This window comes from Pseudooceanicola endophyticus (assembly GCF_018760365.1).
GTDB lineage: Bacteria > Pseudomonadota > Alphaproteobacteria > Rhodobacterales > Rhodobacteraceae > Pseudooceanicola > Pseudooceanicola endophyticus.
Genome location: NZ_JAHIAB010000010.1, coordinates 72,239 through 92,518, shown reverse-complemented (window position 1 = coordinate 92,518; position 20,280 = coordinate 72,239). Strand labels below are relative to the sequence as shown.

The window sequence follows — 20,280 nt, the reverse complement described above, 5'->3', positions numbered from 1 at the left end:
CGGGCGACAGCACCGGCCCTGCGGAAACCACGCGGTTCCCGGGCGCTTGCCATGAGGAATCGCGCCGCCTAATCTGCGCGGACTTGTTAAGGAGGCCCTGCATGGCCAGCAAACCCGCCCAGGGCGACGCCTATTCGCTGATCCTCGAAGCCATTGACGTCGGTGTCTACCGCCCCGGCGACCGGCTGGTGGAAAGCGAGCTGGCCGAGCGTTTCGGCGTCTCGCGCACCCCGATCCGCGAAGCCCTGCAACGGCTGGAAACCCAGGCGCTGCTGACCCGCGACGGACGTTCGCTGATCGTGGCATCGCTGGATCACAACCAGCTTTCGGAGCTTTACGTCGTGCGCGCCGAGCTGGAGGCGCTGGCCGCGCGCCTGGCCGCGCGCCATGCCTCTGCCGAAGAGGTGCGGGTGCTTCAGGACATGGTGCAGGACGACCGCAAGCTGATGGACGACCCCTCGGCGCTGGCGCGGGCGAACCGGCGCTTCCACCACCAGATCCACCTGGCGTCCCACAACCGCTTCCTGGTGCAGCAGCTTGACCTGGTGCACCGCTCCATGGCGCTGCTGGCGACGACCTCGCTGGCGGCGGAAGGGCGTGGCGGCGATGCGCTGGCCGAACATGACGCCATCGTGCGTGCCATTGCCGCCCATGACGAGGCCAAGGCCGCCGAGGCGCTGCGCACCCATATCTCCAAGGCGTTCATGACCCGGCTCAAGCTGGATGCCGCGCGGGTCGAGGGTTCTCTCTAGGATTTGCGCTTGGGCTGGGCATGGCCGTGGCTGGTCTTGTCCCAGTAGAACGGGTTCACCACCATTTCCCAGGCAGCCTTGTAGCAGGCCAGGCAGCCCAGCGGGAAATAGAACGAGATCGTCGGAACCCAGGGCCAGAGGTGGCGGTGCAGCGCTCCGCGCGTCGCCACCAGGCCCAGCAGGATGTTCACCGCCCCCGCCGCGAAGAACAGCAGGGCCAGCGCGACCAGCCAGGAATGGGCGACATGCTGTGACAGCGGATGCGGCAGGCCCAGCACGATCAGCCAGGACGACCACAGCAGCGGTGCCAGCAGGAACTGGGAGATCGCGGCGGTGAAATGCATCTGGAAGCCCAGGAAACGCCAGGGGCCCAGATCGCGCAGCAGCGCGACGGGCCGGCGCATGTGCACCAGATAGGTCACGATATAGCCCTTCAGCCAGCGCGAGCGCTGTTTCACCCAAGGGTAGGCGCGGCAGTTGGCCTCTTCCCAGGTGGTGGTATCCAGGATTTCGGTCCGGTAGCCGCGCCGGGCCAGGCGGATGCCCAGGTCGGCATCCTCGGTGACGTTGTGGGCGTCCCAGCGACCGATCCGCTCCAGCACGTTGCGGCGCATGTAAAGCGTGGTGCCCCCGAGCGGGATCGGCAGGCCCAGCTTTTCCATGCCGGGCAGGACCAGACGGAACCAGCTGTTGTATTCGATGGCGAAGCAGCGGGCGATCCAGTTCTGGCGGCTGTTGAAATAATCGAGCGCGCCCTGCAGGCAGACCATTTCGGGCGGGGCATCGGCAAAGCGCCGCGCCACCCGGTAAAGCTGGTCGGGCTCGGGCCGGTCCTCGGCGTCGAAGATGCCGACGATCTCTCCGTGGCAGAAATCCAGCGCGTAGTTCATCGCCCGGGGCTTGGTCTGGGGGGCACCGCGGGGCACCACGACGACCCGCATCCAGCTGGGCAGGGCGATCGCGGCGACGGTGTCCTGGGTCACCTGGTCGGCCTCTTCCAGGCACAGCAGCACGTCCAGCCGGTCACGCGGATAGTCCAGCCGTTGCAGGTTGGCGATCAGGGTGCCGGCGATGTCGCGTTCCCGGAACATCGGCACCAGCACCGAGATATGCGGCAGCGGGCCCTCGGCCCGGGGCAGGAGGGGCGGCGGCGGGTGGAACAGCTGGGCCAGCGCGGCGCCGGTCTTCAGCAGGATGGCGAAGATCAGCGTCAGCGTCGCCCAGGCGAACAGCAGCAGGAAGGCGGCATGGGGAAAAAGCAGCGTCAGCAGCGCCGCCAGCGCGCCCAGCCCGCTGAGCCAGAGCAGCCGGGTGCCGGTCTGGCCCCAGCCGCGGCAGCTTTCTGAAAGCGGCACGCGGGCCGACATCGCCGCCGTCAGCTCGGTCCGGGCGCGGCTGGCGACCAGGGCCTGGATCGCGGCGCGCGGCGCCAGTACCGGACGCAGCGCCAGGCGATGCTTCTCGCGCAGCGCGAAAGAGATCCGGGCGGCCATCTCGGCAAAGCCCTCGGGGCGGGCGGTGGCGATGATCAGCACCCCCTGATCCAGCTGCCAGGGCACGATCTGCAGACCCAGGCAGAACCCCGGGTCAAGCAGGTCGGCCAGTTCCGGATCGGGCGGATCCTCTGAAAGGTCGATGCAGCGCATGCCGAAATAGCCGCCCAGAAGGTCCAGCAGGTGGTCTTCGGTGATGCGGCCTTCGGCATGGGCACGGCGCAGCCCCTCGACCAGCTCGGCCGAGACGGGCGCCCGCCCGAGGAAGGGGGCGGCGGCCTCCTCCAGCGCGCCGCCGCTGCGCGGCAGGCCATGGGCATAGACCAGGGGGCCGGATTCGGCCGCCTTCGAGCGTCCCGGCCGATGCAGTTCCGCCACCCCGTGCCCTCCCTTCTGGATCCGGCGGGGACAGGAGTGACAGGGCTTGGTTAATCGAGGCTTAACTTATTGTTAAAGAAGTCTTAATGCGGAAGGTCGCCGTTAACCACCTGCCAAATGCAAACGGCCCGCCAAAGGGCGGGCCGTTGCGACACATCGGAAGGTGTCCGGGTCAGGCGACCTTTTCCATCGAGGCGGCGAAGCGCTCGAACAGGTAGAAGCTGTCCTGCGGGCCCGGAGAGGCCTCGGGGTGGTGCTGCACCGAGAACACCGGGCGGTCGGTCATGCGGATGCCGCAGTTCGAGCCGTCGAACAGGCTGACGTGGCTTTCCACGACGCCCTCGGGCAGGGTCTGGCTGTCCACCGCGAAACCATGGTTCATCGAGGTGATCTCGACCTTGCCGGTTTCCAGTTCCTTCACCGGGTGGTTGGCGCCGTGGTGACCGTGGTTCATTTTCACGGTCTTGGCGCCAAGCGCCAGCGCCAGCATCTGGTGGCCGAGGCAGATGCCGAAGATCGGCAGGTCGGTCTTGTCCAGCACGCCGCGGATCATCGGCACGGCATATTCGCCGGTCGCCGCCGGGTCGCCCGGGCCGTTCGACAGGAAGACGCCGTCGGGATTGTGGGCCAGCACGTCCTCAAGCGTCGCGGTGGCGGGCAGCACGGTCACGTCGCAGCCGGCCGAGGCCAGGCAGCGCAGGATGTTGCGCTTGGCGCCGTAATCTACGGCGACGACCTTGTGGCGCGGCGCCTCCTGCTTGGGGAAGCCGCCCGGCCAGGCCCAACGCATCTCGTCCCAGCGGTAGGACTGGGCGCAGGTGACGTCCTTGGCCAGGTCCAGCCCGACCAGGCCCTTGAAGCCGCGTGCCCGCGCGACCAGGGCCTCGACGTCGAAATTGCCTTCGGGATCATGGGCCAGGGCCGCGTGCGGCGCGCCGCGGGCGCGGATGGCACGGGTCAGGCGGCGGGTGTCGATGCCGCCGATGGCGATCCGGCCCCGGGCCGCCAGCCAGTCGCCCAGCTCTCCGGCCGAGCGCCAGTTCGACGGGGTGGTCGGGTCCCACTTCACCACCATGCCGGCCGCCACCGGGTCCAGCGTCTCGTCATCTTCCGCGTTCACGCCGGTGTTGCCGATGTGGGGGAAGGTGAAGGTGACGATCTGGCCCGCGTAGGAGGGATCGGTCATGATCTCCTGGTAGCCGGTCATCGCGGTGTTGAAGCAGAGCTCCGCCTCGGTCACGCCGACGGCTCCGAAGCCCTTGCCATAGAAGATCGTGCCATCGGCAAGCGCGAGGCAGGCGGTCGGTTTCTGTCCTTGGGAAAGGGGCATGGGGGCGACTCTTCTCTGATCTGGGCAAATTGGCGCATACCTATTGGGCACGGCGGAAAGGGTCAAGGCCCGCAGGAGCAAAGGCAGGCCGGCCTTGCGCCTTGCGCAGGGCGGGAGTATCTGCACCCCTTCCGGCAGGAGGTCCGGCCTGCGCGGCGCTTGTTGCAAGACAGACGTTCGTATAAGGTCGGCACCTGCAATCAACTCAAGGGTAGAGGCGAGATGCAACTCAGGGACCAAGTCAACGCCGCGATCAAGCAGGCGATGAAGGACCGTGCCACGAACAGGCTCTGCACCCTGCGGCTGATCAATGCCGCCATCAAGGATCGCGACATTGCCGCGCGGGGAGAGGGCAACGAGGACGGGGTCGGCGAGGACGAAGTGCTCGCGATCCTGGGCAAGATGACCAAGCAGCGCCAGGAAAGCGCGCGCGCCTACGAAGAGGGTGGGCGTCTGGATCTGGCCGAGCAGGAGCTTGGCGAGATCAAGGTGATCGAGGAATTCCTGCCGCGCCAGCTTTCCGAGGACGAGGTGCAGGCCGCCATCGAGGAAGCGATCTCCTCCACCGGCGCCAGCTCGATCCGCGACATGGGCAAGATCATGGCGCATCTGAAGACGAAATATACCGGCCAGATGGATTTCGGCGCGGCCGGCGCCCGGGTGAAAAAGCGCTTCGCCGCCTGATCCCGCCATCCCATTGCCTGAAGCGGCCCTCCGGAGAGATCCGGGGGGCCTTTTTCATGGCGTTCAGGGCTGGACTTCGCGCCGGCGCATCGGCATCCGGTCGATGGTCTCGACCAGCCGCTCGACGCTCAGCGGCGTGCGCTCGGTGATCTTGATGCCGCCGTCCTTGCCCACCAGCATGACGGTAAAGCCCTGCGGATCCAGGCGTTTGCGCAGTGCGCCCCCGGCGGCGGGATCGGTGTCGCTCAGCACGACGATGTCGCGCTCCTGCAGGGCGGGCTGGGCGGCCTCCAGCAGCGCGCGCTGCTCCCGGTAGGCGGGATCGCTTTCCGAGGGGGCAAAGATCAGCACCGGGCGCTTCTGCCATCGCATCGGGTCAAGGTCCCGGGCTGCGGGCGGAAGCGGGCGGAACAGGGCCTCGGCGGCGGCCGGAAGCGCCATCGGGAACAGCAGGCCGGCGCTCAGCAGCGCCAGGGCGGGACGGGTCCGTCGGATGGTCATGAAGATCTCCTCTGTCACTCCTCCTGCTACGCGGATCCTGGCGCACCGGATCACTTTGCCGGCAGTTTCCGGCGCAGCTCCTGCGCCAGGGCGCGGCGTTCCGCCGGGCTCAGGAAGGCGCCGATTTCCACCCTGCGTCCGCCACCGCGCAGCGTCAGGTAGTCGGGTACCGGCCCGCCGGTGGCATGCAGGCGCAGCTCCAGCCAGAACGGATCGCCCTGCCACTGCGCCCGTCTGTCTCCCGGTCCCAGCCGCTGCAACCGCCAGAGCCCGGGCCTGGTCTCCAGCACCTCGCGGATCTCGCGGTCCCGGGCATTGCGCCGCAATCCCCACCACAGCCCCGCCAGCGCCAGTCCCAGAAAGGGCAGCAGCCCCCAGAGCGCCCCGGTCCCCAGCACCCCCGCCAGGGGCAGCAGCCCCAGCCCGGCAAATCCGGCGATCACCCGCGCGAATCCCCGCCGCGACAGCGCCTGATGCGGCCACAGCTCCAGCCGGTCGGGGGCGCTCCAGCGGTAGGGCATGGTTTCATCTTTCTCCAAATATGCCCGCCGGAGGCGTTCCGGGCCCGTCCCCGCCCTTTCATCTTTCCCCAAATACGGCCGCCGGAGGCGGTCCTGCCCGCGCCGCAAGCAAAAGGGCGCCCCCGGGTGGACGCCCTTCACGCCTTGCTCATGCGCGGCCCTTAATGGGCATGGGCGTGATCCCAGTCCTCGGGTTTCGGCAGCTCCTCGAAGGTATGCTCGGGCGGCGGGCAGGGCAGGGTCCATTCCAGCGTGTCGGCATATTCGTTCCAGTAGTTGTTCTGCGTCACCTTCGCGCCCCGCAACAGCGACCAGAACACGATGCCGAAGAAGAACAGGAAGCTCGCGAAGCTGATGAAGGCCCCGATCGAGGACCAGAAGTTCCACAGTGCAAAGCCTTCCGGATAGTCGATGTAGCGGCGCGGCATCCCCTGGCGGCCCAGGAAGTGCTGCGGGAAGAAGGTCAGGTTCGCCCCGATGAACATCATCCAGAAATGCAGCTTGCCCGCCCATTCCGGGTACTGCCGCCCGGTCATCTTGCCGAACCAGAAGTAGATCCCGGCGAAGATCGCGAAGACCGCGCCCAGCGACATCACGTAGTGGAAATGTGCCACCACGTAGTAGGTATCGTGATAGGCCCGATCCACCGCCGCCTGGCTCAGAACCACGCCGGTGACGCCGCCGACGGTGAAGAGGAACAGGAAGCCGAAGGCCCAGAGCATCGGCGTCTTGAACTCGATCGAGCCCTGCCACATCGTCGCGATCCAGCTGAAGACCTTCACGCCGGTGGGCACCGCGATCACCATGGTGGCCAGCATGAAATAGCTCTGCTGCGTCAGCGAAAGGCCCACGGTGTACATGTGATGCGCCCAGACCACGAAGCCCAGCACGCCGATGGCGATGATCGCCAGCACCATCGGCAGGTAGCCGAAGATCGGCTTGCGCGAGAAGGTCGCGATGACGTGGCTGATGATCCCGAAGCCCGGCAGGATGATGATGTAGACCTCCGGGTGCCCGAAGAACCACAGGATGTGCTGATAGAGGATCGGGTCCCCTCCGCCCGCCGGCTGGAAGAAGGTGGTGCCAAAGTTGCGATCCGTCAGCAGCATGGTGATGGCGCCTGCCAGCACCGGCAGCGACAGCAGGATCAGCCAGGCGGTGACGAAGACCGACCAGGCGAACAGCGGCACCTTGAACAGCGTCATGCCCGGCGCGCGCATGTTCAGGAAGGTGGTGATGATGTTGATCGCCCCCAGGATCGACGACGCCCCCGAGACGTGCACCGCGAAGATCGCCAGATCCATCGCGTGCCCGGCTTCCGAGGTCGAGAGCGGCGGGTACAGCACCCATCCCACCCCCGCGCCGGTCTGCCCGTTGCCGCCCGGCGCAAGGAAGGAGGCCACGCCAAGCGCGGTGCCGGTGACGTAAAGCCAGTAGGACAGGTTGTTCAGCCGCGGAAACGCCATGTCCGGCGCGCCGATCTGCAGCGGCATGAAGTAATTCCCGAAACCGCCGAACAGCGCCGGGATCACCACGAAGAACATCATCAGCACGCCGTGGTAGGTGATCATCACGTTCCAGAGGTGGCCGTTGGGTGTGCATTCCGCGGAAGAGGGCCAGAAGCGGGCGCCCTCAAGGCACATGAACTGGACGCCGGGCGTCATCAGCTCCATGCGCATGTAAACGGTGAACATCACCGAGATCAGCCCGACCACCGCCGCGGAGATCAGGTAGAGGATCCCGATGTCCTTGTGGTTTGTGGACATGAACCAGCGGGTGAAAAACCCACGGTTGTCCTTCTCCCCATGATCGTGAACGATCGCATCCGCCATCTGCGCCTCCTGCCGGGACGGCACCGGGGGACCCGAGACGCCCCGGACTGCCTGTGAATAAAGGATTCTTAGAAGAGCAGGGCGCATCCGGCAACAAATGCTTTCGCTCCGGATCACATTTTTTTGTCCGCGACCGACCCGGGCCGGGTGCGCCCGCAGGGGCAGGTGCATCCGAAAGGGTTCAATTCAGGGTTGTCAATTGCCGGTCTTGGCCGCCCCGTCCGCATCCGAGAACTGCGCCAGGTAGGCGGCGACATCGGCCTGATCCTTGGCCAGCTTGAAGGTCATCTTGACCCGGGCCTTGCGGCCCAGCTGATCGCTGATGAAGCCGCGCGGATCCTTCAGGTAGTCCTGGATGTTTTCGGTGTTCCAGACCAGGCCCTTCTCGCCGGCTTCCTTCAGGTCGTCGCCATAGCGGAAATCGTCCCGCGCGCCGGCCTGGTGGCCGATCACCCCGTAAAGGTCGGGCCCGGTACGCCCGCCCAGCACGTAGGTCTTGGTCGGCGAAACGATGGAGTGGCAGGCCTTGCAGCGGTTGAACAGGCGCTTGCCGGCCTCCGGGTCTCCGGCGGGCTGGGCCAGGGCGTGACCGGCCAGCAGGCTCAGCAGGGCGGCGGCGTAAAGGGAACGGTACATGGCAGATCTCCGCGGGCGGAAGGATGGCAAGGTGCTGAGGGGATAGAGGATTCCGCCGCCGAACCGAAGCCGCCGCCCATGGACGATTTGTCGCATCGCGCGAATGTGACCCGAAGCGCGCGGCGCGATGGCAAACCCCCGCCACCTTTCGCCGCGCGCTTGCGAGCGGCGCGGCGGCGACGCTATACCGACACCGTTAACGATGTTCCCGGGGAGACGAGTGATGCAATCGGACGGCCAGAGCCTGCGGCAGACACGGCGGGGATCCCGCGCATGAGCCCGGCGGTCGCGCCGAAGCCGCCCCGCAGCACCGCCGGGGTGCCCAGCCAGGAAACCGCCCGGCGCCAGCGCATCCTCGATGCGGCGCGCAGGCTGTATCTGAAACGCGGCATCCGGCGCAGCTCGGTCGAGGATATCAGCCGCGCCGCCGGCATCGCCAAGGGATCGGTTTACCTTGAGTTTTCCTCAAAGGAGGAGATCTTTGCGACCCTGGCCGCCGGCATGACCCGCGATTTCCTGGAGCGCGCCCGCGAGGCGCTGACCGCCGAGGATGAGCTGGGCCATGCCCTGGCCGCCTATCTGGACCATGCGGTTGGTGAACCCTGGCGGGTGCTCTTTTCCTCGCCCCATGCGCAGGAGCTGGTCTACCTGAAGCGCGTCGTCGCGGAGGGCACGATCACCGCCTACGAGGCCGCGATCTGGGAGGACGTGGAAGCCGTGCTGCACATTGCCGGCCTGCCGGCCGCCGCGACCCAGATGATCGCCGCCGCCCATGGTTGCACCCATGTCGCGGGGCAGGGGCCGGGGGAATACCGGCGCCTGCTGTCCGCGATGATCCACACCCTGCTGATGGGCCTTTCGGACCCTCAGGCGGTGGCGGCAGTGGAAGAGAAGACCTCTTCGAAGGTCTGCTGAAGCGCCACGTCCAGATCGGTCATCGTCACCGGCAGGCCCAGGTCGACCAGGCTGGTGACGCCGTGGCCGGTGATGCCGCAGGGCACGATGCCGCTGAAATGCTCCAGCTCGGGCTCCACGTTGATCGAGATGCCGTGGAAGCTGACCCATTTGCGCAGTCGGATGCCGATGGCGGCAATCTTGTCCTCGCGCGTCTGGCCGTCGGGCAGGCGTTCCTTCTCGGGGCGGGGCACCCAGACGCCGACGCGCCCCTCGCGGATCTGGCCCGAGATGCCAAAGCCGTTCAGGGTGCGGATCACCCAGGTCTCCAGCTGCTCGACGAAGGCGCGAATGTCGCGGCCCCGCTTGTTGAGGTCCAGCATCACGTAGATCACCCGCTGGCCCGGGCCGTGATAGGTGTACTGCCCGCCGCGGCGCGCCTCGAAGACCGGAAAACGCTCGGGGTCCTTCAGGTCCTCGATCTTCGCCGAGGTCCCTGCGGTATAGAGCGGGGGATGCTCCAGCAGCCAGATCGCCTCGGGGGCCTCACCGGCGGCAATGGCGGCGACGCGCGCCTCCATGAAGGCCAGCGCCTCCTCGTAGCCGACCTGGCCGGGGCTGATGATCCATTCGACGTCTTGCGTGTTCATGAGGGCTCTCCGCTGAAAGGGCGTGCTGCGGGATTCGTCTGCTAGGGCTTAGGACGATCCCGCGCAAAAGGCCATGGGCCGCTGCCCCGGAGCTGACGTAAGGATAGGGTTTGGGCCGTGAAGCCTTTGAAAAAAGGGAATTTCGGGGGGCGTCCGGAAAAACTTCGGGGACGTGCGATTTTCCTCTTGGCATCGCGGAACGCCATGGGTATACGCCCCTCACATCTACCTGATCACGTGCGGTCGTGGCGGAATTGGTAGACGCGCAGCGTTGAGGTCGCTGTGGGGTAACACCCGTGAAGGTTCGAGTCCTTTCGACCGCACCAGTTAGAGGCTAGCGAAAGCGGCCCCTCGCAAGAGGGGCCGCTTTCGTTTTTGGCATCGCCCGGGGCAGGCTCCGGATCATGCTGCAGGCGCGAAGAAGAGGGGGTTTTAACCCTTCGGTTGTGCGCTGATGAGCAGGTGCACGCGATGCAAACCCGTCTTGGCACTCTGCGGGGCTTGAGGCCCCGGGAGGGCGATGATCATGTCAGGAAGCGGGCTTTCCTCCCTCAGGCCCGACTCACTGATGATTTGAATGACCGGCTGTCGCCGGGGCTGCGGATGACGGCCCTGCGGCAGCCGCAATCCGTACCGGAGTTATCCTCATGATGAGCGATGATGCGACTGCCGCGCGCCGCGGCCTGATTATGCTGGCGCTTGCCCTGGGTGGTTTCGCCATCGGGGTGGCCGAATTCGCGACCATGTCGATTCTGCCGTATTTCGCCCGCGATTACGGGGTCGGAGAGGCCCCGGCGGGCCATGCGATCAGCGCCTATGCCCTGGGCGTGTGCATCGGCGCGCCGATCCTGGCGCTGCTGGGCGCCAGGGTGTCCCGCCGGGCCCTGCTGGTCGCGCTGATGAGCTTCTATGCCGTGGCCAACGGCCTCTCGATCCTGGCCCCGACCTGGGGCACCTTCGTGGCGACCCGGTTCCTGGCCGGGCTGCCGCATGGCGCCTATTTCGGCGTGGCCGCGCTGATGGCCGCCTCGATGTACGAGCGCGGCAAGAGGTCCCAGGCGGTCAGCCGCGTGATGATGGGCCTGACGGTGGCGACGATCCTCGGCGTGCCGATGGCCAATATCTTCGGCGCCCAGATCGGCTGGCGCTGGAGCTTCGTGCTGGTGGTGGCGCTGGCCGCAGGCTGTGCCCTGACCGTGCGCGCGCTTGCGCCGCAGCTGCCCGCGCCGGCCAATGCCAGCCCCCTGAACGAGCTTTCGGCGCTGAAATCGCGGCAGATCTGGCTGACCCTGCTGATCGGCGCCATCGGGACCGGCGGCATGTTCGCGGTCTATACCTACGTGGCTTCGACCATGATGCTGCATTTCCACGCCCCGGAAACCGCCGCGCCGATCATGCTGATGATCTTCGGCATCGGCATGACCCTGGGGCAGATGGTCTGCGGCTGGGGCGCCGACAAGTCGGTGACCGGTGCGACCGGCATCACGCTGGCCTGCAGCGCCGTGCTGCTGGTGGGCTACTGGTTCGCCGTCGACATCTACAGCATGTGGCTGACCGCTGCCGCGCTGTTTGCCATCGGTCTGACCGGCGGCCTCAGCACTATCCTGCAGATGCGCCTGATGGATCTGGGCGGCGAGGCCCCCACGCTGGCGGTGGCGCTGAACCACAGCGCCTTCAACGTCGCCAACGCGCTTGGCCCGTTCCTGGGCGGCATGGCGCTGTCGATGGGGGCCGGCTGGCCGACCATGGGCCTGGTCGGTGCCGGGCTGTCTGTCGCCGGCATCCTGGTCTGGATCGTCGCGGTCGTCGATGATGCGCCCAGCCGCCGCGGCATGATGCCGACCTGAGGCGGGCCGAACCTCTTGCAATCCGGGCCGGAAGAGCGATCCTCCGGCTCGACACGGCAGGAGGCCCCATGAGCAGCGACATCCTCGTTCCCATTCTCGATGTCGAGACCATCGAGCAGGACTATTTCCGCGGCATTGCCACCCCGAACGGGCAGGGCCGCAGCTTTGGCGGGCAGGTGATCTCCCAGGCGCTGGCCGCCGCCACCCGCACGGTCGAGCCAGAGCGGCCCTGCCATTCCCTTCATGCCTATTTCATGCGTCCGGGCGATGCCACGCAGCCCGTCCTCTACCAGGTCAACCGCGACATGGAGGGGCGCAGCTTTTCCACCCGCCGGGTGGTGGCGATCCAGGCCGGCCGCCCGATCCTGACGCTTTCGGCCTCGTTCAACCGGGGTACGGGGGGCATGGTGCACCAGGATCCGATGCCCGAAGGCATCGCCCCGCCCGAGGACCTGCCCAGCGATTACGATCTGGTGATGGCGATGGGCGAGGGGCTCAGCCCGCGGGCCCGGGCCTTCTACGAACGCAACCGCCCGATCGAGATCCGCCCCGCCACCCCCACGCCGCCCTTCGCGGACGGTCCCGTCGAGGGCGAAATCTTTCGCTGGATGCGCGCCCGCCAGCCGCTGGGCGAGGATCCGGGCCTGCATCGCACCGCGCTGGCCTATGCCTCGGACCTTGGCCTGCTGCCGAGCGCGCTGTGGAAGCATGGGCGCGATCTGTTCGACGAGGGCAACCGCACCGCCTCTCTGGATCACGCGCTGTGGTTCCACGATGATTTCCGGATGGATGACTGGCTGCTTTACGGGCTGCGCAGTTCCTGGGCGGGCCGGTCGCGCGGCCTGTGCGAGGGGCGGGTCTTCACCCGCGAGGGCCAGCTGGTCGCCAGCGTTCGTCAGGAGGCGCTGCTGCGGGTCCGGGACTGACCGCCGCAGGAAAAAAGGCGGCGCCTTCCCGAAGGAAGAGCGCCGCCTAACCTGATGAAATCACTTTTCCCGATCTTTATCGCAGCCGAAAATGTCGTGCCAGTGACAGGGGGCCGCAGGAAAAGCGAAAATCCGCCATTGCCGGACTGCGGCGCGGCTCAGGGCCTGTTGCCCTGTCCCAGCGGCAGGCGTTCGACCAGATGGAAACGGCCCTCGGCATCCTCGCCGCACAGGCACAGGTCGCGGATCTCCAGCGGGCGCAGCGGCACATTTTTCAGCAGATCCGCCAGTGCGGCGGCGGTGGCCCCGGCCTGCCCGGGCGTCAGTCGCCCGGTCAGGGTCATGTGGAAGCGAAACTCTTCCAGCACGTAGGGATAGCCCCAGCGGGTCAGCAGCTGGTCCTGGCGCGGGCTGAGCCGGGCCTTGCGGCGCTTTTCCAGCTCGGCTTCGGTGGCGGGGGCGCGGAAGGCGTCGAGGTCGCGCACCACTTCGGAGGCCAGGGCAGAGAGGGCCGCCGTGTCGCCTTCGGGTGTCAGCGCCAGGAACCGCCCCAGCAGGGTCGGGCAGAGCCCCTCCAGTGTCACCGGCGCCAGCGCGGCGCAGAGCGCGCGGGCGGTTTCAGCCAGCGCCTCGGGAGTGGTGCCGGGGGGCAGGCGGAAGGGCGGCTTGATGGTGGCGTGGAAGCCGTACTTGCGCGGCGTCGCGGTCAGCTGCTCCAGCGGCAGGTCGGTTTCGGTCGGGGCGGCAGGGGTGCCGGCCTGGACATCCCAGCCCAGCCACCGGGCGCCGAAATCGGCCAGCGGCCCGGGCTCCGGCAGGTAGTAGATCGCGTAGCGCGTGAAAAAGGTCATCGGATCCTCCGCGGCATTTCGGCCCTTCTAGCGGCTGCAGGATGACAGGGAAATGACCGGCGCGCAGATCCGGGCAGGGCGCCGGTGGCGTCACGTTCGCGTCATTGCCCCGGCCCCGAAGGGCCGCCCTGCGCGGGGCGCCCGTTAACCGCAGGCGACGCAAATTGACCGGCTGCCCTTGCAGCGGGGCAGGGCCACAACTAAGACTCTGTTAGGGTTCGATCGCTAGGGGTCGAAAAGTACATCGAAGGCAGGGGCGGAATGCACGATCCGGTAGACTTTTACATGAACAATCTGGTTCCCATGGTCGTCGAGCAGACGAGCCGCGGGGAGCGCGCCTACGACATCTTCTCTCGGCTGCTGAAGGAACGGATCATCTTCCTCTCCGGCCCGGTGCATGACGGCATGTCCAGCCTGATCGTGGCCCAGCTGCTGCACCTGGAGGCGGAGAACCCGTCCAAGGAAATCTCCATGTACATCAACAGCCCGGGTGGTGTCGTGACCTCCGGCCTGTCGATCTACGACACCATGCAGTACATCAAGCCGAAGGTCTCGACGCTGGTGGTGGGCCAGGCGGCCTCCATGGGCTCGCTGCTGCTGGCGGGCGGTGCCGCCGGCATGCGCTTCTCGCTGCCGAACTCGGAAGTCATGGTGCACCAGCCCTCGGGCGGCTACCAGGGCCAGGCGACGGACATCCTGATCCATGCCCGCCACACCGAGAAGCTGAAAGAGCGCCTCAACAAGATCTACGTCAAGCATACCGGCCAGGACTACCAGACGGTTGTCGATGCGCTGGAGCGTGACAACTTCATGTCGGCCCAGGAAGCCAAGGACTGGGGTCTGATCGACGAGATCGTCGAAAGCCGTGACGCCCTGACGGGCGGCGCTGCGTAAATCGTCCAGCCCTCTTCCGTGACGGCGGGGGAGGGCAAAAGGACAACTCAGGTGTTGTCCACCCGCGGGTGCTGTCCTACTCTTGTTACAGAGGATGGCGTGGGGTCCGAGGTGCGCAAGCAGAGCCCTGCGGGGCGAAAGGTAAATAGAAATGGCGACGAATTCTGGCGGTGACAGCAAGAACACGCTCTACTGCAGCTTCTGCGGCAAGAGCCAGCACGAGGTTCGCAAGCTGATTGCGGGACCGACCGTATTCATCTGTGACGAATGCGTCGAGCTTTGCATGGACATCATCCGCGAGGAGACCAAGTCCAGCGGGTTGAAGGCCACCGACGGCGTGCCGACCCCGAAGGACATCTGCGGCGTTCTGGACGATTACGTGATCGGCCAGATGCGGGCCAAGCGGGTTCTCTCGGTTGCCGTGCACAACCACTACAAGCGTCTGAACAACTCTGCCAAGGGCGGGGATATCGAGCTTGCGAAATCCAACATCCTGCTGATCGGCCCCACCGGCTGCGGCAAGACGCTGCTGGCGCAGACGCTGGCACGCATCCTGGATGTGCCCTTCACCATGGCCGATGCGACCACGCTGACCGAAGCCGGTTACGTCGGCGAGGACGTGGAAAACATCATCCTGAAGCTGCTTCAGGCCTCGGAATACAACGTCGAGAAGGCGCAGCGCGGCATCGTCTACATCGACGAGGTCGACAAGATCACCCGCAAGTCGGAAAACCCCTCGATCACCCGCGACGTCTCGGGCGAGGGCGTGCAGCAGGCGCTGCTGAAGCTGATGGAAGGCACCGTGGCCTCGGTGCCGCCGCAGGGCGGGCGCAAGCATCCCCAGCAGGAATTCCTGCAGGTGGACACCACGAACATCCTGTTCATCTGCGGCGGCGCCTTCGCGGGCCTCGACAAGATCATCGCGCAGCGCGGCAAGGGCAGCGCCATGGGCTTTGGTGCCGATGTGCGGGACAACGACAACCGCGGCGTGGGCGAGATCTTCAAGGACCTGGAGCCGGAAGACCTGCTGAAGTTCGGCCTGATCCCGGAATTCGTCGGTCGTCTGCCGGTTCTGGCAACGCTGGAAGACCTGGATGAGGACGCTCTGGTCACCATCCTGACCCAGCCCAAGAACGCTCTGGTCAAGCAGTACCAGCGCCTGTTCGAGCTTGAGAACGTCGACCTGACCTTCACCGACGACGCGCTGAACGCGATCGCCAAGAAGGCCATCGAACGCAAGACCGGCGCGCGCGGCCTGCGCTCCATCCTGGAGGACATCCTGCTCGACACGATGTTCGAACTTCCGGGCATGGAAGGCGTCAACGAGGTGGTGGTGAACGAAGAGGCCGTGACCTCTCCGGCGGCACCGCTGCTGATCTACGCCGATGCCAAGAAGGGCGAAGTCACCGCGGGTTGATCCCGGCGGCAGGGCTGAAATATCGCAAGGCGGGGCGCAGTGCCCCGCCTTTTTCATGAGGTTCCCATGACCATCACCCGTTTGTCCTCCGGCAGCCCCTTCGAAGAGAAGATCGGCTACTGTCGCGCGGTCGTCGCCGGCGGTTTCGTCCATGTCGCCGGCACCGTCGGTCAGGGCGATACCGTCGAGGAGCAGTGCCGCTCCGCCCTGGCGGTCATCCGCACGGCGCTGGAAAAGGCCGGCTCCTCGCTGGAGCGGGCGGTGCGGGTCACCTACTACCTGCCCGACCGGACGGAATTCGAGCCCTGCTGGCCGATCCTGCGGGAGGCCTTCGGCAAGAATCCCCCCGCCGCGACGATGATCGAAAGCGGGCTGATCGACGCGAAATACCGGATCGAAATCGAGGTCACCGCGCTTGCCTGAGCGGCGTGCTGCCCGGGGCGGTTGCCCCCGGCGGGGGCGGGGCATCCTGCCTCTGGACCTCAGCCGCCCCATTCGTCATAACGGACCCGATCAACAGAGGAGTTGTTCATGGCCATTCTCAGCAATTTCCTGAAAGCCGTCACCTGGTGGAACGGTTCGACCATCGGCACGGCGCTTTACACCAAGCGCAAGGGCCAGAAGGTCGGCGAGGACAGCCAGGGCAACGTCTTCTACCAGCTTGGCGACGGTGCCCGCCGCTGGGTCATCTACAACGGTGAGGTCGAGGCCAGCCGGATCGACCCGGACTGGCATGGCTGGCTGCATCACACCTATGATGCGCCGCCGACCGACAAGCCTCTGGCCCACAAGCCCTGGGAAAAACCCCACCAGGAGAACCTGACGGGCACGCCGCTGGCCTATGCGCCGGCGGGCTCGATCCGGCGGCCCGAACCCCGTCCGCGCCAGGATTACGAAGCCTGGCAGCCGGAATAAGGCGCTCCTCCTCCCTGTCCTCCCAACAGCCGGAAACTCTGATGTCCACCTACAAGACCACCGAAGTCGCCGTCGGCGCGGGCGTGCTGGCCGTTGCCGCGGCCTTCCTGATCTACATCGGCCAGGTCGCCGGTGTCGGCGGCGGGCCGGCGGGCTACAACCTGCATGCCTCCTTCCGTTCGATCGAGGGGGTCAAGCTGGGCACCGATGTCCGCATGGCCGGCGTGAAGGTGGGCACCGTCACCGGCATCAGCTTTGATCCCAAGACCTTCCGCGCGGATGCCAACTTTACCGTGCAGAAAAACATCGAGATCCCCGAGGATAGCCAGATCGTGATTTCCTCGGAGGGGCTGCTTGGTGGCAATTACGTGGAGATCCTGCCCGGCGGCTCTCCGATGAACCTCGCTCCCGGAGATGAGGTGGTGGATACCCAGGGTGCGGTCAGCCTGATCAACCTTCTGCTGAAGTTCGTCGCCGGTGGTGGCGACAAGAGCAGCGACGATTCCTCGGGGACGCAATGACAAGACTGAAAGGCCTCGTGCTGGCCTCTGCCGCCGCACTGGCGATGGCGGGCAGCGCCGATGCGCAGACCGTAGTCCAGGACCAGGTCAGCGAGGGCACCGGAGCGATGATCCGGGGCCTCGACAAGATCGACGCCAGGACCACGGACTTCACCCTCAAGAACGGCGAAAGCGTGAAATACGGCACGCTGGTCATCACGCTGAAGGATTGCCGCTATCCGGTCGGCAACCCGGCGGGGGATGCCTTCGCCTACCTGACCATCACGGAACCCGGCAAGGCCAAGAGCGACCTGTTCGATGGCTGGATGATCGCCTCCAGCCCGGCGCTGAACGCGCTGGATCATTTCCGCTACGATGTCTGGGCGCTGCGCTGCACGGTGCCGGCCGGGGCCGAACAGCCCGCCACCGCGCCCGATTTCAGTGAAGGGGCGAACCCCGTGCCCGATGACAGCGGCGACAGCGACAGCGCGCCGTCGGACATTCCGAACGACTGATCGATCTGCCAGGATGACGGCAGGAGAGGGGCCCTAGCGGCCCCTCAGCCGTTTCAGCAGGCCGTCACGGTCCTGTGCCGGGGCGGCATCGAAATCGGCGCGCAGGCGCAGCGCCTCGTGCAGGCGGGCGTGGTAGTCGGCGCGGCTGATTTCCTCTGCACCGAGCGAGGCCAGGTGATCGGTCAGGAACTGGGTGTCGAACAGGGTGAAGCCGGTCAGGCGCAGCCGGTCGATCAGCCAGGCCAGCGCGATCTTCGATCCCCCCGTGCGCCTTGAGAACATGCTTTCCCCGAAATAGGCCGCCCCCAGGCTGACCCCGTAGACGCCGCCGATCAGGTCGCCCTCAAGGTTCCAGACCTCGACCGAATGGGCATTGCCGCGGGCGTGCAGCGCGCCGTAAAGCGCGCGGATCTCGTCATTGATCCAGGTTTCGGGGCGCTCGGCGCAGCCCTCCATCACGCCTTCGAAGTCCTGGTCGAAGGTGACGGTGTAATCCATCCTGCGGATCTCCCGCGCGAGCGAGCGCGAGATGTGGAAGCCGTCCAGCGGGAAGATCCCGCGCCGGCGCGGATCGACCCAGAACAGTTCCGGATCATCGCGGCCCTCTGCCATCGGGAAGATCCCGGACATGTAGGCCTGCAGCAGAAGCTCGGGGGAAATGCCGGTGTCATTGTCCTTCATGAGGACGATCCTCCGACGAAAGGGATTGCGAAAGAGTGTCTTTCGAGGCGCGCAGGGCCGGGCGACGGATCGCCAGGCCCTGCCGCTTGCGCGGTCCGAAGCGATGTCACTTCGCGAAGGTGCGCTCCAGCCATTGTTCCAGCCAGTGGATGTTGTAGTTGCCGTTCTGGATGTCGGGCTCCTGCAGGAGCATCTCGAACAGCGGCACGGTGTTTTCCACGCCGTCCACGATCAGCTCGCCCAGGGCGCGCTGCAGACGCGCCAGCGCCTCGCGGCGGTCGCGGCCGTGCACGATCAGCTTGCCGATCAGGCTGTCGTAGTAGGGCGGGATCTTGTAGCCGTCGTAGAGCGCCGAATCCATCCGCACGCCCAGCCCGCCGGGGGCGTGGTAGGCGGTGATGGTGCCGGGGCGGGGGGCAAAGCCCGGGACCGTCTCGGCGTTGATGCGCACTTCGATCGAGTGGCCGTTGATCACCAGGTCCTCTTGCGAGAACGACAGCGGCAGACCTTCGGCAACGCGGATCTGTTCGCGCACCAGGTCGACACCGAAGATCGATTCCGTCACCGGGTGTTCCACCTGAAGACGGGTGTTCATCTCGATGAAGTAGAACTCGCCGTTCTCGTAGAGGAACTCGATCGTGCCGGCACCGGCATAGCCGATCTCGGCCACGGCATCGGCGCAGACCTTGCCGATGCGCGCGCGTTCTTCCGCGGTGATGCAGGGGCCGGGGGCCTCTTCCAGCACCTTCTGGTGGCGCCGCTGGAGAGAGCAGTCGCGTTCGCCCAGGTGCACCGCCTTGCCCTTGCCGTCACCGAAGACCTGGATCTCGATGTGGCGGGGGGTGGTGAGGTACTTCTCGATGTAGACTTCGTCGTTGCCGAAGGCCGCCTTGGCTTCCGAACGCGCGGTCATGAAGGCGTGCTCCATTTCCTTCGCGTTGTGGGCGACCTTCATGCCGCGACCACCGCCACCGGCGGTCGCCTTGATGATCACCGGATAGCCCATCTCTTCGCCCAGCTTCTTGGCTGCGTCGAGATCGGGCACGCCACCGTCAGAGCCGGGCACGCAGGGCACGCCCAGCTTCTTCATGGTGTCCTTGGCGGTGATCTTGTCGCCCATGATGCGGATATGCTCCGCACGCGGCCCGATGAAGGAGATGCCGTGGTCTTCGACGATCTGCACGAAGGCGGCGTTTTCCGACAGGAAGCCGTAGCCCGGGTGGATCGCCTGGGCGCCGGTCACCTCGGCCGCGGCGATGATCGCCGGGATCGAGAGGTAGCTTTCGGCGCTGGAATTCGGCCCGATGCAGACGCTTTCGTCGGCCATCCGGACGTGCATGGCATCGGCATCGGCGGTGGAATGCACCGCGACGCTCTTGATGCCCATTTCCTGCGCCGCGCGGATCACGCGCAGCGCGATCTCGCCTCGGTTCGCGATCAGGATCTTGTCGAACATGGGACGATCCTCACTCGATGATCATGAGGGGCGAGCCGTATTCGACCGCGGCCTTGTCCTCGACCAGGATGCGCTTGACCGTACCGGATTTCGGCGCCGGAATGTGGTTCATGGTCTTCATGGCTTCGACGATCAGCAGCGTGTCGCCTTCGGACACCTGGTCGCCCACCTTGACGAAGGCGGGGGCCGAGGGTTCCGGCTGCAGGTAGACCGTGCCCACCATGGGCGAGGTCACCGCACCGGGATGGTCGGCGGGATCGTCGGAAGCGGCGGCGGCCGGAGCGGCAGCCGGGGCCGGAGCGGCGGCGGCCACCGGGGCCGCGGCCACCGGAGCCGGCATCGCCACGGTCGCGGCGATCTCTGCCTTGCGGCTCACTCGGACGTTCAGCTGGTCGTCCTTGGCGTATTCCCGCTTCACTTCAAGTTCGGTCAGGTCGTTGTCGCGCAGCAGCTCTGCCAGAGCCTTGATGAAGGCCACGTCTGCGTCATGCGTCTTTTCGGTCATTGCACCCTCGGTCGGATTGCGGGCCCTCCGGCCCCCGTGATGCACCGCTTATAGTGAATGCATGGGGCAAGGAAAAGCCGTGGATGACAGGACGGGGGCCGC

General features: G+C 66.4%; 22 protein-coding genes and 1 tRNA gene. 12 read left to right on the top strand and 11 right to left on the bottom strand.

The features are described 5' to 3' along the window. The first annotated feature begins 101 nt into the window (after positions 1–101). Positions 102–752 carry a GntR family transcriptional regulator gene (locus tag KM176_RS16910; protein ID WP_160895154.1) on the top strand — a complete coding sequence of 217 codons (651 nt, stop codon included), beginning with the start codon at positions 102–104 and terminating at the stop codon, positions 750–752. On the opposite strand, the gene KM176_RS16905 is transcribed toward KM176_RS16910, so the two are convergent. Both KM176_RS16905 and carA read right to left on the bottom strand, forming a co-directional pair. Next, positions 749–2,623 (bottom strand): glycosyltransferase family 2 protein, encoded by a 1,875-nt coding sequence (locus tag KM176_RS16905; RefSeq protein ID WP_311136170.1) that lies wholly within the window; start codon positions 2,621–2,623, stop codon positions 749–751. The genes KM176_RS16910 and KM176_RS16905 overlap by 4 nt on opposite strands. 172 nt (positions 2,624–2,795) lie before the next feature. Further along, positions 2,796–3,953 (bottom strand): glutamine-hydrolyzing carbamoyl-phosphate synthase small subunit, encoded by a 1,158-nt coding sequence (carA, locus tag KM176_RS16900; protein WP_160895155.1) that lies wholly within the window; start codon positions 3,951–3,953, stop codon positions 2,796–2,798. A 222-nt stretch (positions 3,954–4,175) separates the two neighbouring features. On the opposite strand from carA, the gene KM176_RS16895 reads away from it, so the two are divergent. Then, complete coding sequence (locus tag KM176_RS16895) at positions 4,176–4,637, top strand: GatB/YqeY domain-containing protein (RefSeq protein ID WP_160895156.1); 462 nt, start codon at positions 4,176–4,178, stop codon at positions 4,635–4,637. A gap of 63 nt (positions 4,638–4,700) precedes the next feature. On the opposite strand, the gene KM176_RS16890 is transcribed toward KM176_RS16895, so the two are convergent. The 4 genes from KM176_RS16890 to KM176_RS16875 form a co-directional block, all read right to left on the bottom strand. Next, positions 4,701–5,138, bottom strand: coding sequence for a DUF4174 domain-containing protein (locus KM176_RS16890; RefSeq protein ID WP_160895157.1), 438 nt, complete (start codon positions 5,136–5,138; stop codon positions 4,701–4,703). A gap of 50 nt (positions 5,139–5,188) precedes the next feature. Further along, positions 5,189–5,659 carry a DUF2244 domain-containing protein gene (locus tag KM176_RS16885; protein ID WP_160895158.1) on the bottom strand — a complete coding sequence of 157 codons (471 nt, stop codon included), beginning with the start codon at positions 5,657–5,659 and terminating at the stop codon, positions 5,189–5,191. Between the two features lie 161 nt (positions 5,660–5,820). After that, entirely contained in the window at positions 5,821–7,491 is a 1,671-nt protein-coding gene (gene ctaD / locus KM176_RS16880) for a cytochrome c oxidase subunit I (protein WP_160895159.1), read from the bottom strand. A 195-nt stretch (positions 7,492–7,686) separates the two neighbouring features. Beyond that, on the bottom strand, positions 7,687–8,127 hold the full coding sequence (locus KM176_RS16875; protein ID WP_160895160.1) for a c-type cytochrome: 441 nt from the start codon (positions 8,125–8,127) through the stop codon (positions 7,687–7,689). A 273-nt stretch (positions 8,128–8,400) separates the two neighbouring features. Here KM176_RS16875 and KM176_RS16870 point away from each other — a divergent pair, with 273 nt between their 5' ends. Then, positions 8,401–9,042, top strand: a complete 642-nt coding sequence (locus KM176_RS16870) for a TetR/AcrR family transcriptional regulator (protein WP_160895161.1) — start codon at positions 8,401–8,403, stop codon at positions 9,040–9,042. Here KM176_RS16870 and lipB read toward each other — a convergent pair. Then, on the bottom strand, positions 8,994–9,671 hold the full coding sequence (gene lipB, locus KM176_RS16865) for a lipoyl(octanoyl) transferase LipB (protein ID WP_160895162.1): 678 nt from the start codon (positions 9,669–9,671) through the stop codon (positions 8,994–8,996). The genes KM176_RS16870 and lipB overlap by 49 nt on opposite strands. Before the next feature lie 239 nt (positions 9,672–9,910). Between lipB and KM176_RS16860 the strand changes: the two genes are divergently transcribed. The 3 genes from KM176_RS16860 (at position 9,911) to KM176_RS16850 (ending at position 12,444) form a co-directional block, all read left to right on the top strand. Then, a tRNA-Leu gene (locus tag KM176_RS16860) sits at positions 9,911–9,997 on the top strand. Positions 9,998–10,318: 321 nt separating this feature from the next. After that, positions 10,319–11,518, top strand: a complete 1,200-nt coding sequence (locus tag KM176_RS16855) for an MFS transporter (RefSeq protein WP_236045348.1) — start codon at positions 10,319–10,321, stop codon at positions 11,516–11,518. Between the two features lie 68 nt (positions 11,519–11,586). Next, a complete protein-coding gene (locus tag KM176_RS16850; RefSeq protein WP_160895163.1) occupies positions 11,587–12,444 on the top strand; it encodes an acyl-CoA thioesterase in 858 nt (285 codons plus the stop codon). Between the two features lie 158 nt (positions 12,445–12,602). Here the strand turns inward: KM176_RS16850 and KM176_RS16845 are convergent, their stop codons facing one another. Continuing rightward, entirely contained in the window at positions 12,603–13,295 is a 693-nt protein-coding gene (locus tag KM176_RS16845; protein ID WP_160895164.1) for a DUF1045 domain-containing protein, read from the bottom strand. 261 nt (positions 13,296–13,556) lie between these two features. On the opposite strand from KM176_RS16845, the gene KM176_RS16840 reads away from it, so the two are divergent. From KM176_RS16840 to KM176_RS16815, 6 genes are all read left to right on the top strand, one after another. Beyond that, positions 13,557–14,189, top strand: a complete 633-nt coding sequence (locus KM176_RS16840; protein ID WP_160895165.1) for an ATP-dependent Clp protease proteolytic subunit — start codon at positions 13,557–13,559, stop codon at positions 14,187–14,189. 151 nt (positions 14,190–14,340) lie between these two features. Continuing rightward, positions 14,341–15,606 carry an ATP-dependent Clp protease ATP-binding subunit ClpX gene (gene clpX, locus KM176_RS16835; RefSeq protein WP_160895166.1) on the top strand — a complete coding sequence of 422 codons (1,266 nt, stop codon included), beginning with the start codon at positions 14,341–14,343 and terminating at the stop codon, positions 15,604–15,606. 66 nt (positions 15,607–15,672) lie between these two features. After that, positions 15,673–16,029, top strand: coding sequence for a RidA family protein (locus tag KM176_RS16830; protein ID WP_160895167.1), 357 nt, complete (start codon positions 15,673–15,675; stop codon positions 16,027–16,029). A gap of 108 nt (positions 16,030–16,137) precedes the next feature. Next, positions 16,138–16,521 carry an NADH:ubiquinone oxidoreductase subunit NDUFA12 gene (locus tag KM176_RS16825; protein WP_160895168.1) on the top strand — a complete coding sequence of 128 codons (384 nt, stop codon included), beginning with the start codon at positions 16,138–16,140 and terminating at the stop codon, positions 16,519–16,521. A gap of 41 nt (positions 16,522–16,562) precedes the next feature. Continuing rightward, a complete protein-coding gene (gene mlaD / locus KM176_RS16820) occupies positions 16,563–17,042 on the top strand; it encodes an outer membrane lipid asymmetry maintenance protein MlaD (protein ID WP_160895169.1) in 480 nt (159 codons plus the stop codon). Then, complete coding sequence (locus KM176_RS16815) at positions 17,039–17,536, top strand: DUF2155 domain-containing protein (protein WP_160895170.1); 498 nt, start codon at positions 17,039–17,041, stop codon at positions 17,534–17,536. The genes mlaD and KM176_RS16815 overlap by 4 nt, the downstream gene beginning before the upstream one ends. Positions 17,537–17,569: 33 nt before the next feature. On the opposite strand, the gene aat is transcribed toward KM176_RS16815, so the two are convergent. The 3 genes from aat to accB form a co-directional block, all read right to left on the bottom strand. After that, positions 17,570–18,217 (bottom strand): leucyl/phenylalanyl-tRNA--protein transferase, encoded by a 648-nt coding sequence (gene aat / locus KM176_RS16810; RefSeq protein ID WP_160895171.1) that lies wholly within the window; start codon positions 18,215–18,217, stop codon positions 17,570–17,572. Positions 18,218–18,323: 106 nt separating this feature from the next. Next, the gene (accC, locus tag KM176_RS16805) at positions 18,324–19,673 is read right to left on the bottom strand and encodes an acetyl-CoA carboxylase biotin carboxylase subunit (protein ID WP_160895172.1); all 1,350 of its coding nucleotides are present in this window, start codon (positions 19,671–19,673) and stop codon (positions 18,324–18,326) included. A gap of 10 nt (positions 19,674–19,683) precedes the next feature. Next, complete coding sequence (gene accB / locus KM176_RS16800) at positions 19,684–20,178, bottom strand: acetyl-CoA carboxylase biotin carboxyl carrier protein (RefSeq protein ID WP_160895173.1); 495 nt, start codon at positions 20,176–20,178, stop codon at positions 19,684–19,686. Between the last annotated feature and the right edge of the window lie 102 nt (positions 20,179–20,280).

What these genes read in the sequence shown, in the direction of transcription:
- accC (WP_160895172.1), bottom strand. Translation starts at nt 19,673, where the DNA reads ATGTTCGACAAGATCCTGATCGCGAACCGAGGCGAGATCGCGCTGCGC.
- KM176_RS16815 (WP_160895170.1), top strand. Translation starts at nt 17,039, where the DNA reads ATGACAAGACTGAAAGGCCTCGTGCTGGCCTCTGCCGCCGCACTGGCG.
- KM176_RS16840 (WP_160895165.1), top strand. Translation starts at nt 13,557, where the DNA reads ATGCACGATCCGGTAGACTTTTACATGAACAATCTGGTTCCCATGGTC.
- mlaD (WP_160895169.1), top strand. Translation starts at nt 16,563, where the DNA reads ATGTCCACCTACAAGACCACCGAAGTCGCCGTCGGCGCGGGCGTGCTG.
- aat (WP_160895171.1), bottom strand. Translation starts at nt 18,217, where the DNA reads ATGAAGGACAATGACACCGGCATTTCCCCCGAGCTTCTGCTGCAGGCC.
- carA (WP_160895155.1), bottom strand. Translation starts at nt 3,953, where the DNA reads ATGCCCCTTTCCCAAGGACAGAAACCGACCGCCTGCCTCGCGCTTGCC.
- KM176_RS16895 (WP_160895156.1), top strand. Translation starts at nt 4,176, where the DNA reads ATGCAACTCAGGGACCAAGTCAACGCCGCGATCAAGCAGGCGATGAAG.
- clpX (WP_160895166.1), top strand. Translation starts at nt 14,341, where the DNA reads ATGGCGACGAATTCTGGCGGTGACAGCAAGAACACGCTCTACTGCAGC.
- KM176_RS16875 (WP_160895160.1), bottom strand. Translation starts at nt 8,127, where the DNA reads ATGTACCGTTCCCTTTACGCCGCCGCCCTGCTGAGCCTGCTGGCCGGT.
- KM176_RS16870 (WP_160895161.1), top strand. Translation starts at nt 8,401, where the DNA reads ATGAGCCCGGCGGTCGCGCCGAAGCCGCCCCGCAGCACCGCCGGGGTG.
- KM176_RS16890 (WP_160895157.1), bottom strand. Translation starts at nt 5,138, where the DNA reads ATGACCATCCGACGGACCCGTCCCGCCCTGGCGCTGCTGAGCGCCGGC.
- KM176_RS16850 (WP_160895163.1), top strand. Translation starts at nt 11,587, where the DNA reads ATGAGCAGCGACATCCTCGTTCCCATTCTCGATGTCGAGACCATCGAG.
- KM176_RS16910 (WP_160895154.1), top strand. Translation starts at nt 102, where the DNA reads ATGGCCAGCAAACCCGCCCAGGGCGACGCCTATTCGCTGATCCTCGAA.
- KM176_RS16855 (WP_236045348.1), top strand. Translation starts at nt 10,319, where the DNA reads ATGATGAGCGATGATGCGACTGCCGCGCGCCGCGGCCTGATTATGCTG.
- KM176_RS16825 (WP_160895168.1), top strand. Translation starts at nt 16,138, where the DNA reads ATGGCCATTCTCAGCAATTTCCTGAAAGCCGTCACCTGGTGGAACGGT.
- ctaD (WP_160895159.1), bottom strand. Translation starts at nt 7,491, where the DNA reads ATGGCGGATGCGATCGTTCACGATCATGGGGAGAAGGACAACCGTGGG.
- accB (WP_160895173.1), bottom strand. Translation starts at nt 20,178, where the DNA reads ATGACCGAAAAGACGCATGACGCAGACGTGGCCTTCATCAAGGCTCTG.
- KM176_RS16830 (WP_160895167.1), top strand. Translation starts at nt 15,673, where the DNA reads ATGACCATCACCCGTTTGTCCTCCGGCAGCCCCTTCGAAGAGAAGATC.
- KM176_RS16885 (WP_160895158.1), bottom strand. Translation starts at nt 5,659, where the DNA reads ATGCCCTACCGCTGGAGCGCCCCCGACCGGCTGGAGCTGTGGCCGCAT.
- lipB (WP_160895162.1), bottom strand. Translation starts at nt 9,671, where the DNA reads ATGAACACGCAAGACGTCGAATGGATCATCAGCCCCGGCCAGGTCGGC.
- KM176_RS16845 (WP_160895164.1), bottom strand. Translation starts at nt 13,295, where the DNA reads ATGACCTTTTTCACGCGCTACGCGATCTACTACCTGCCGGAGCCCGGG.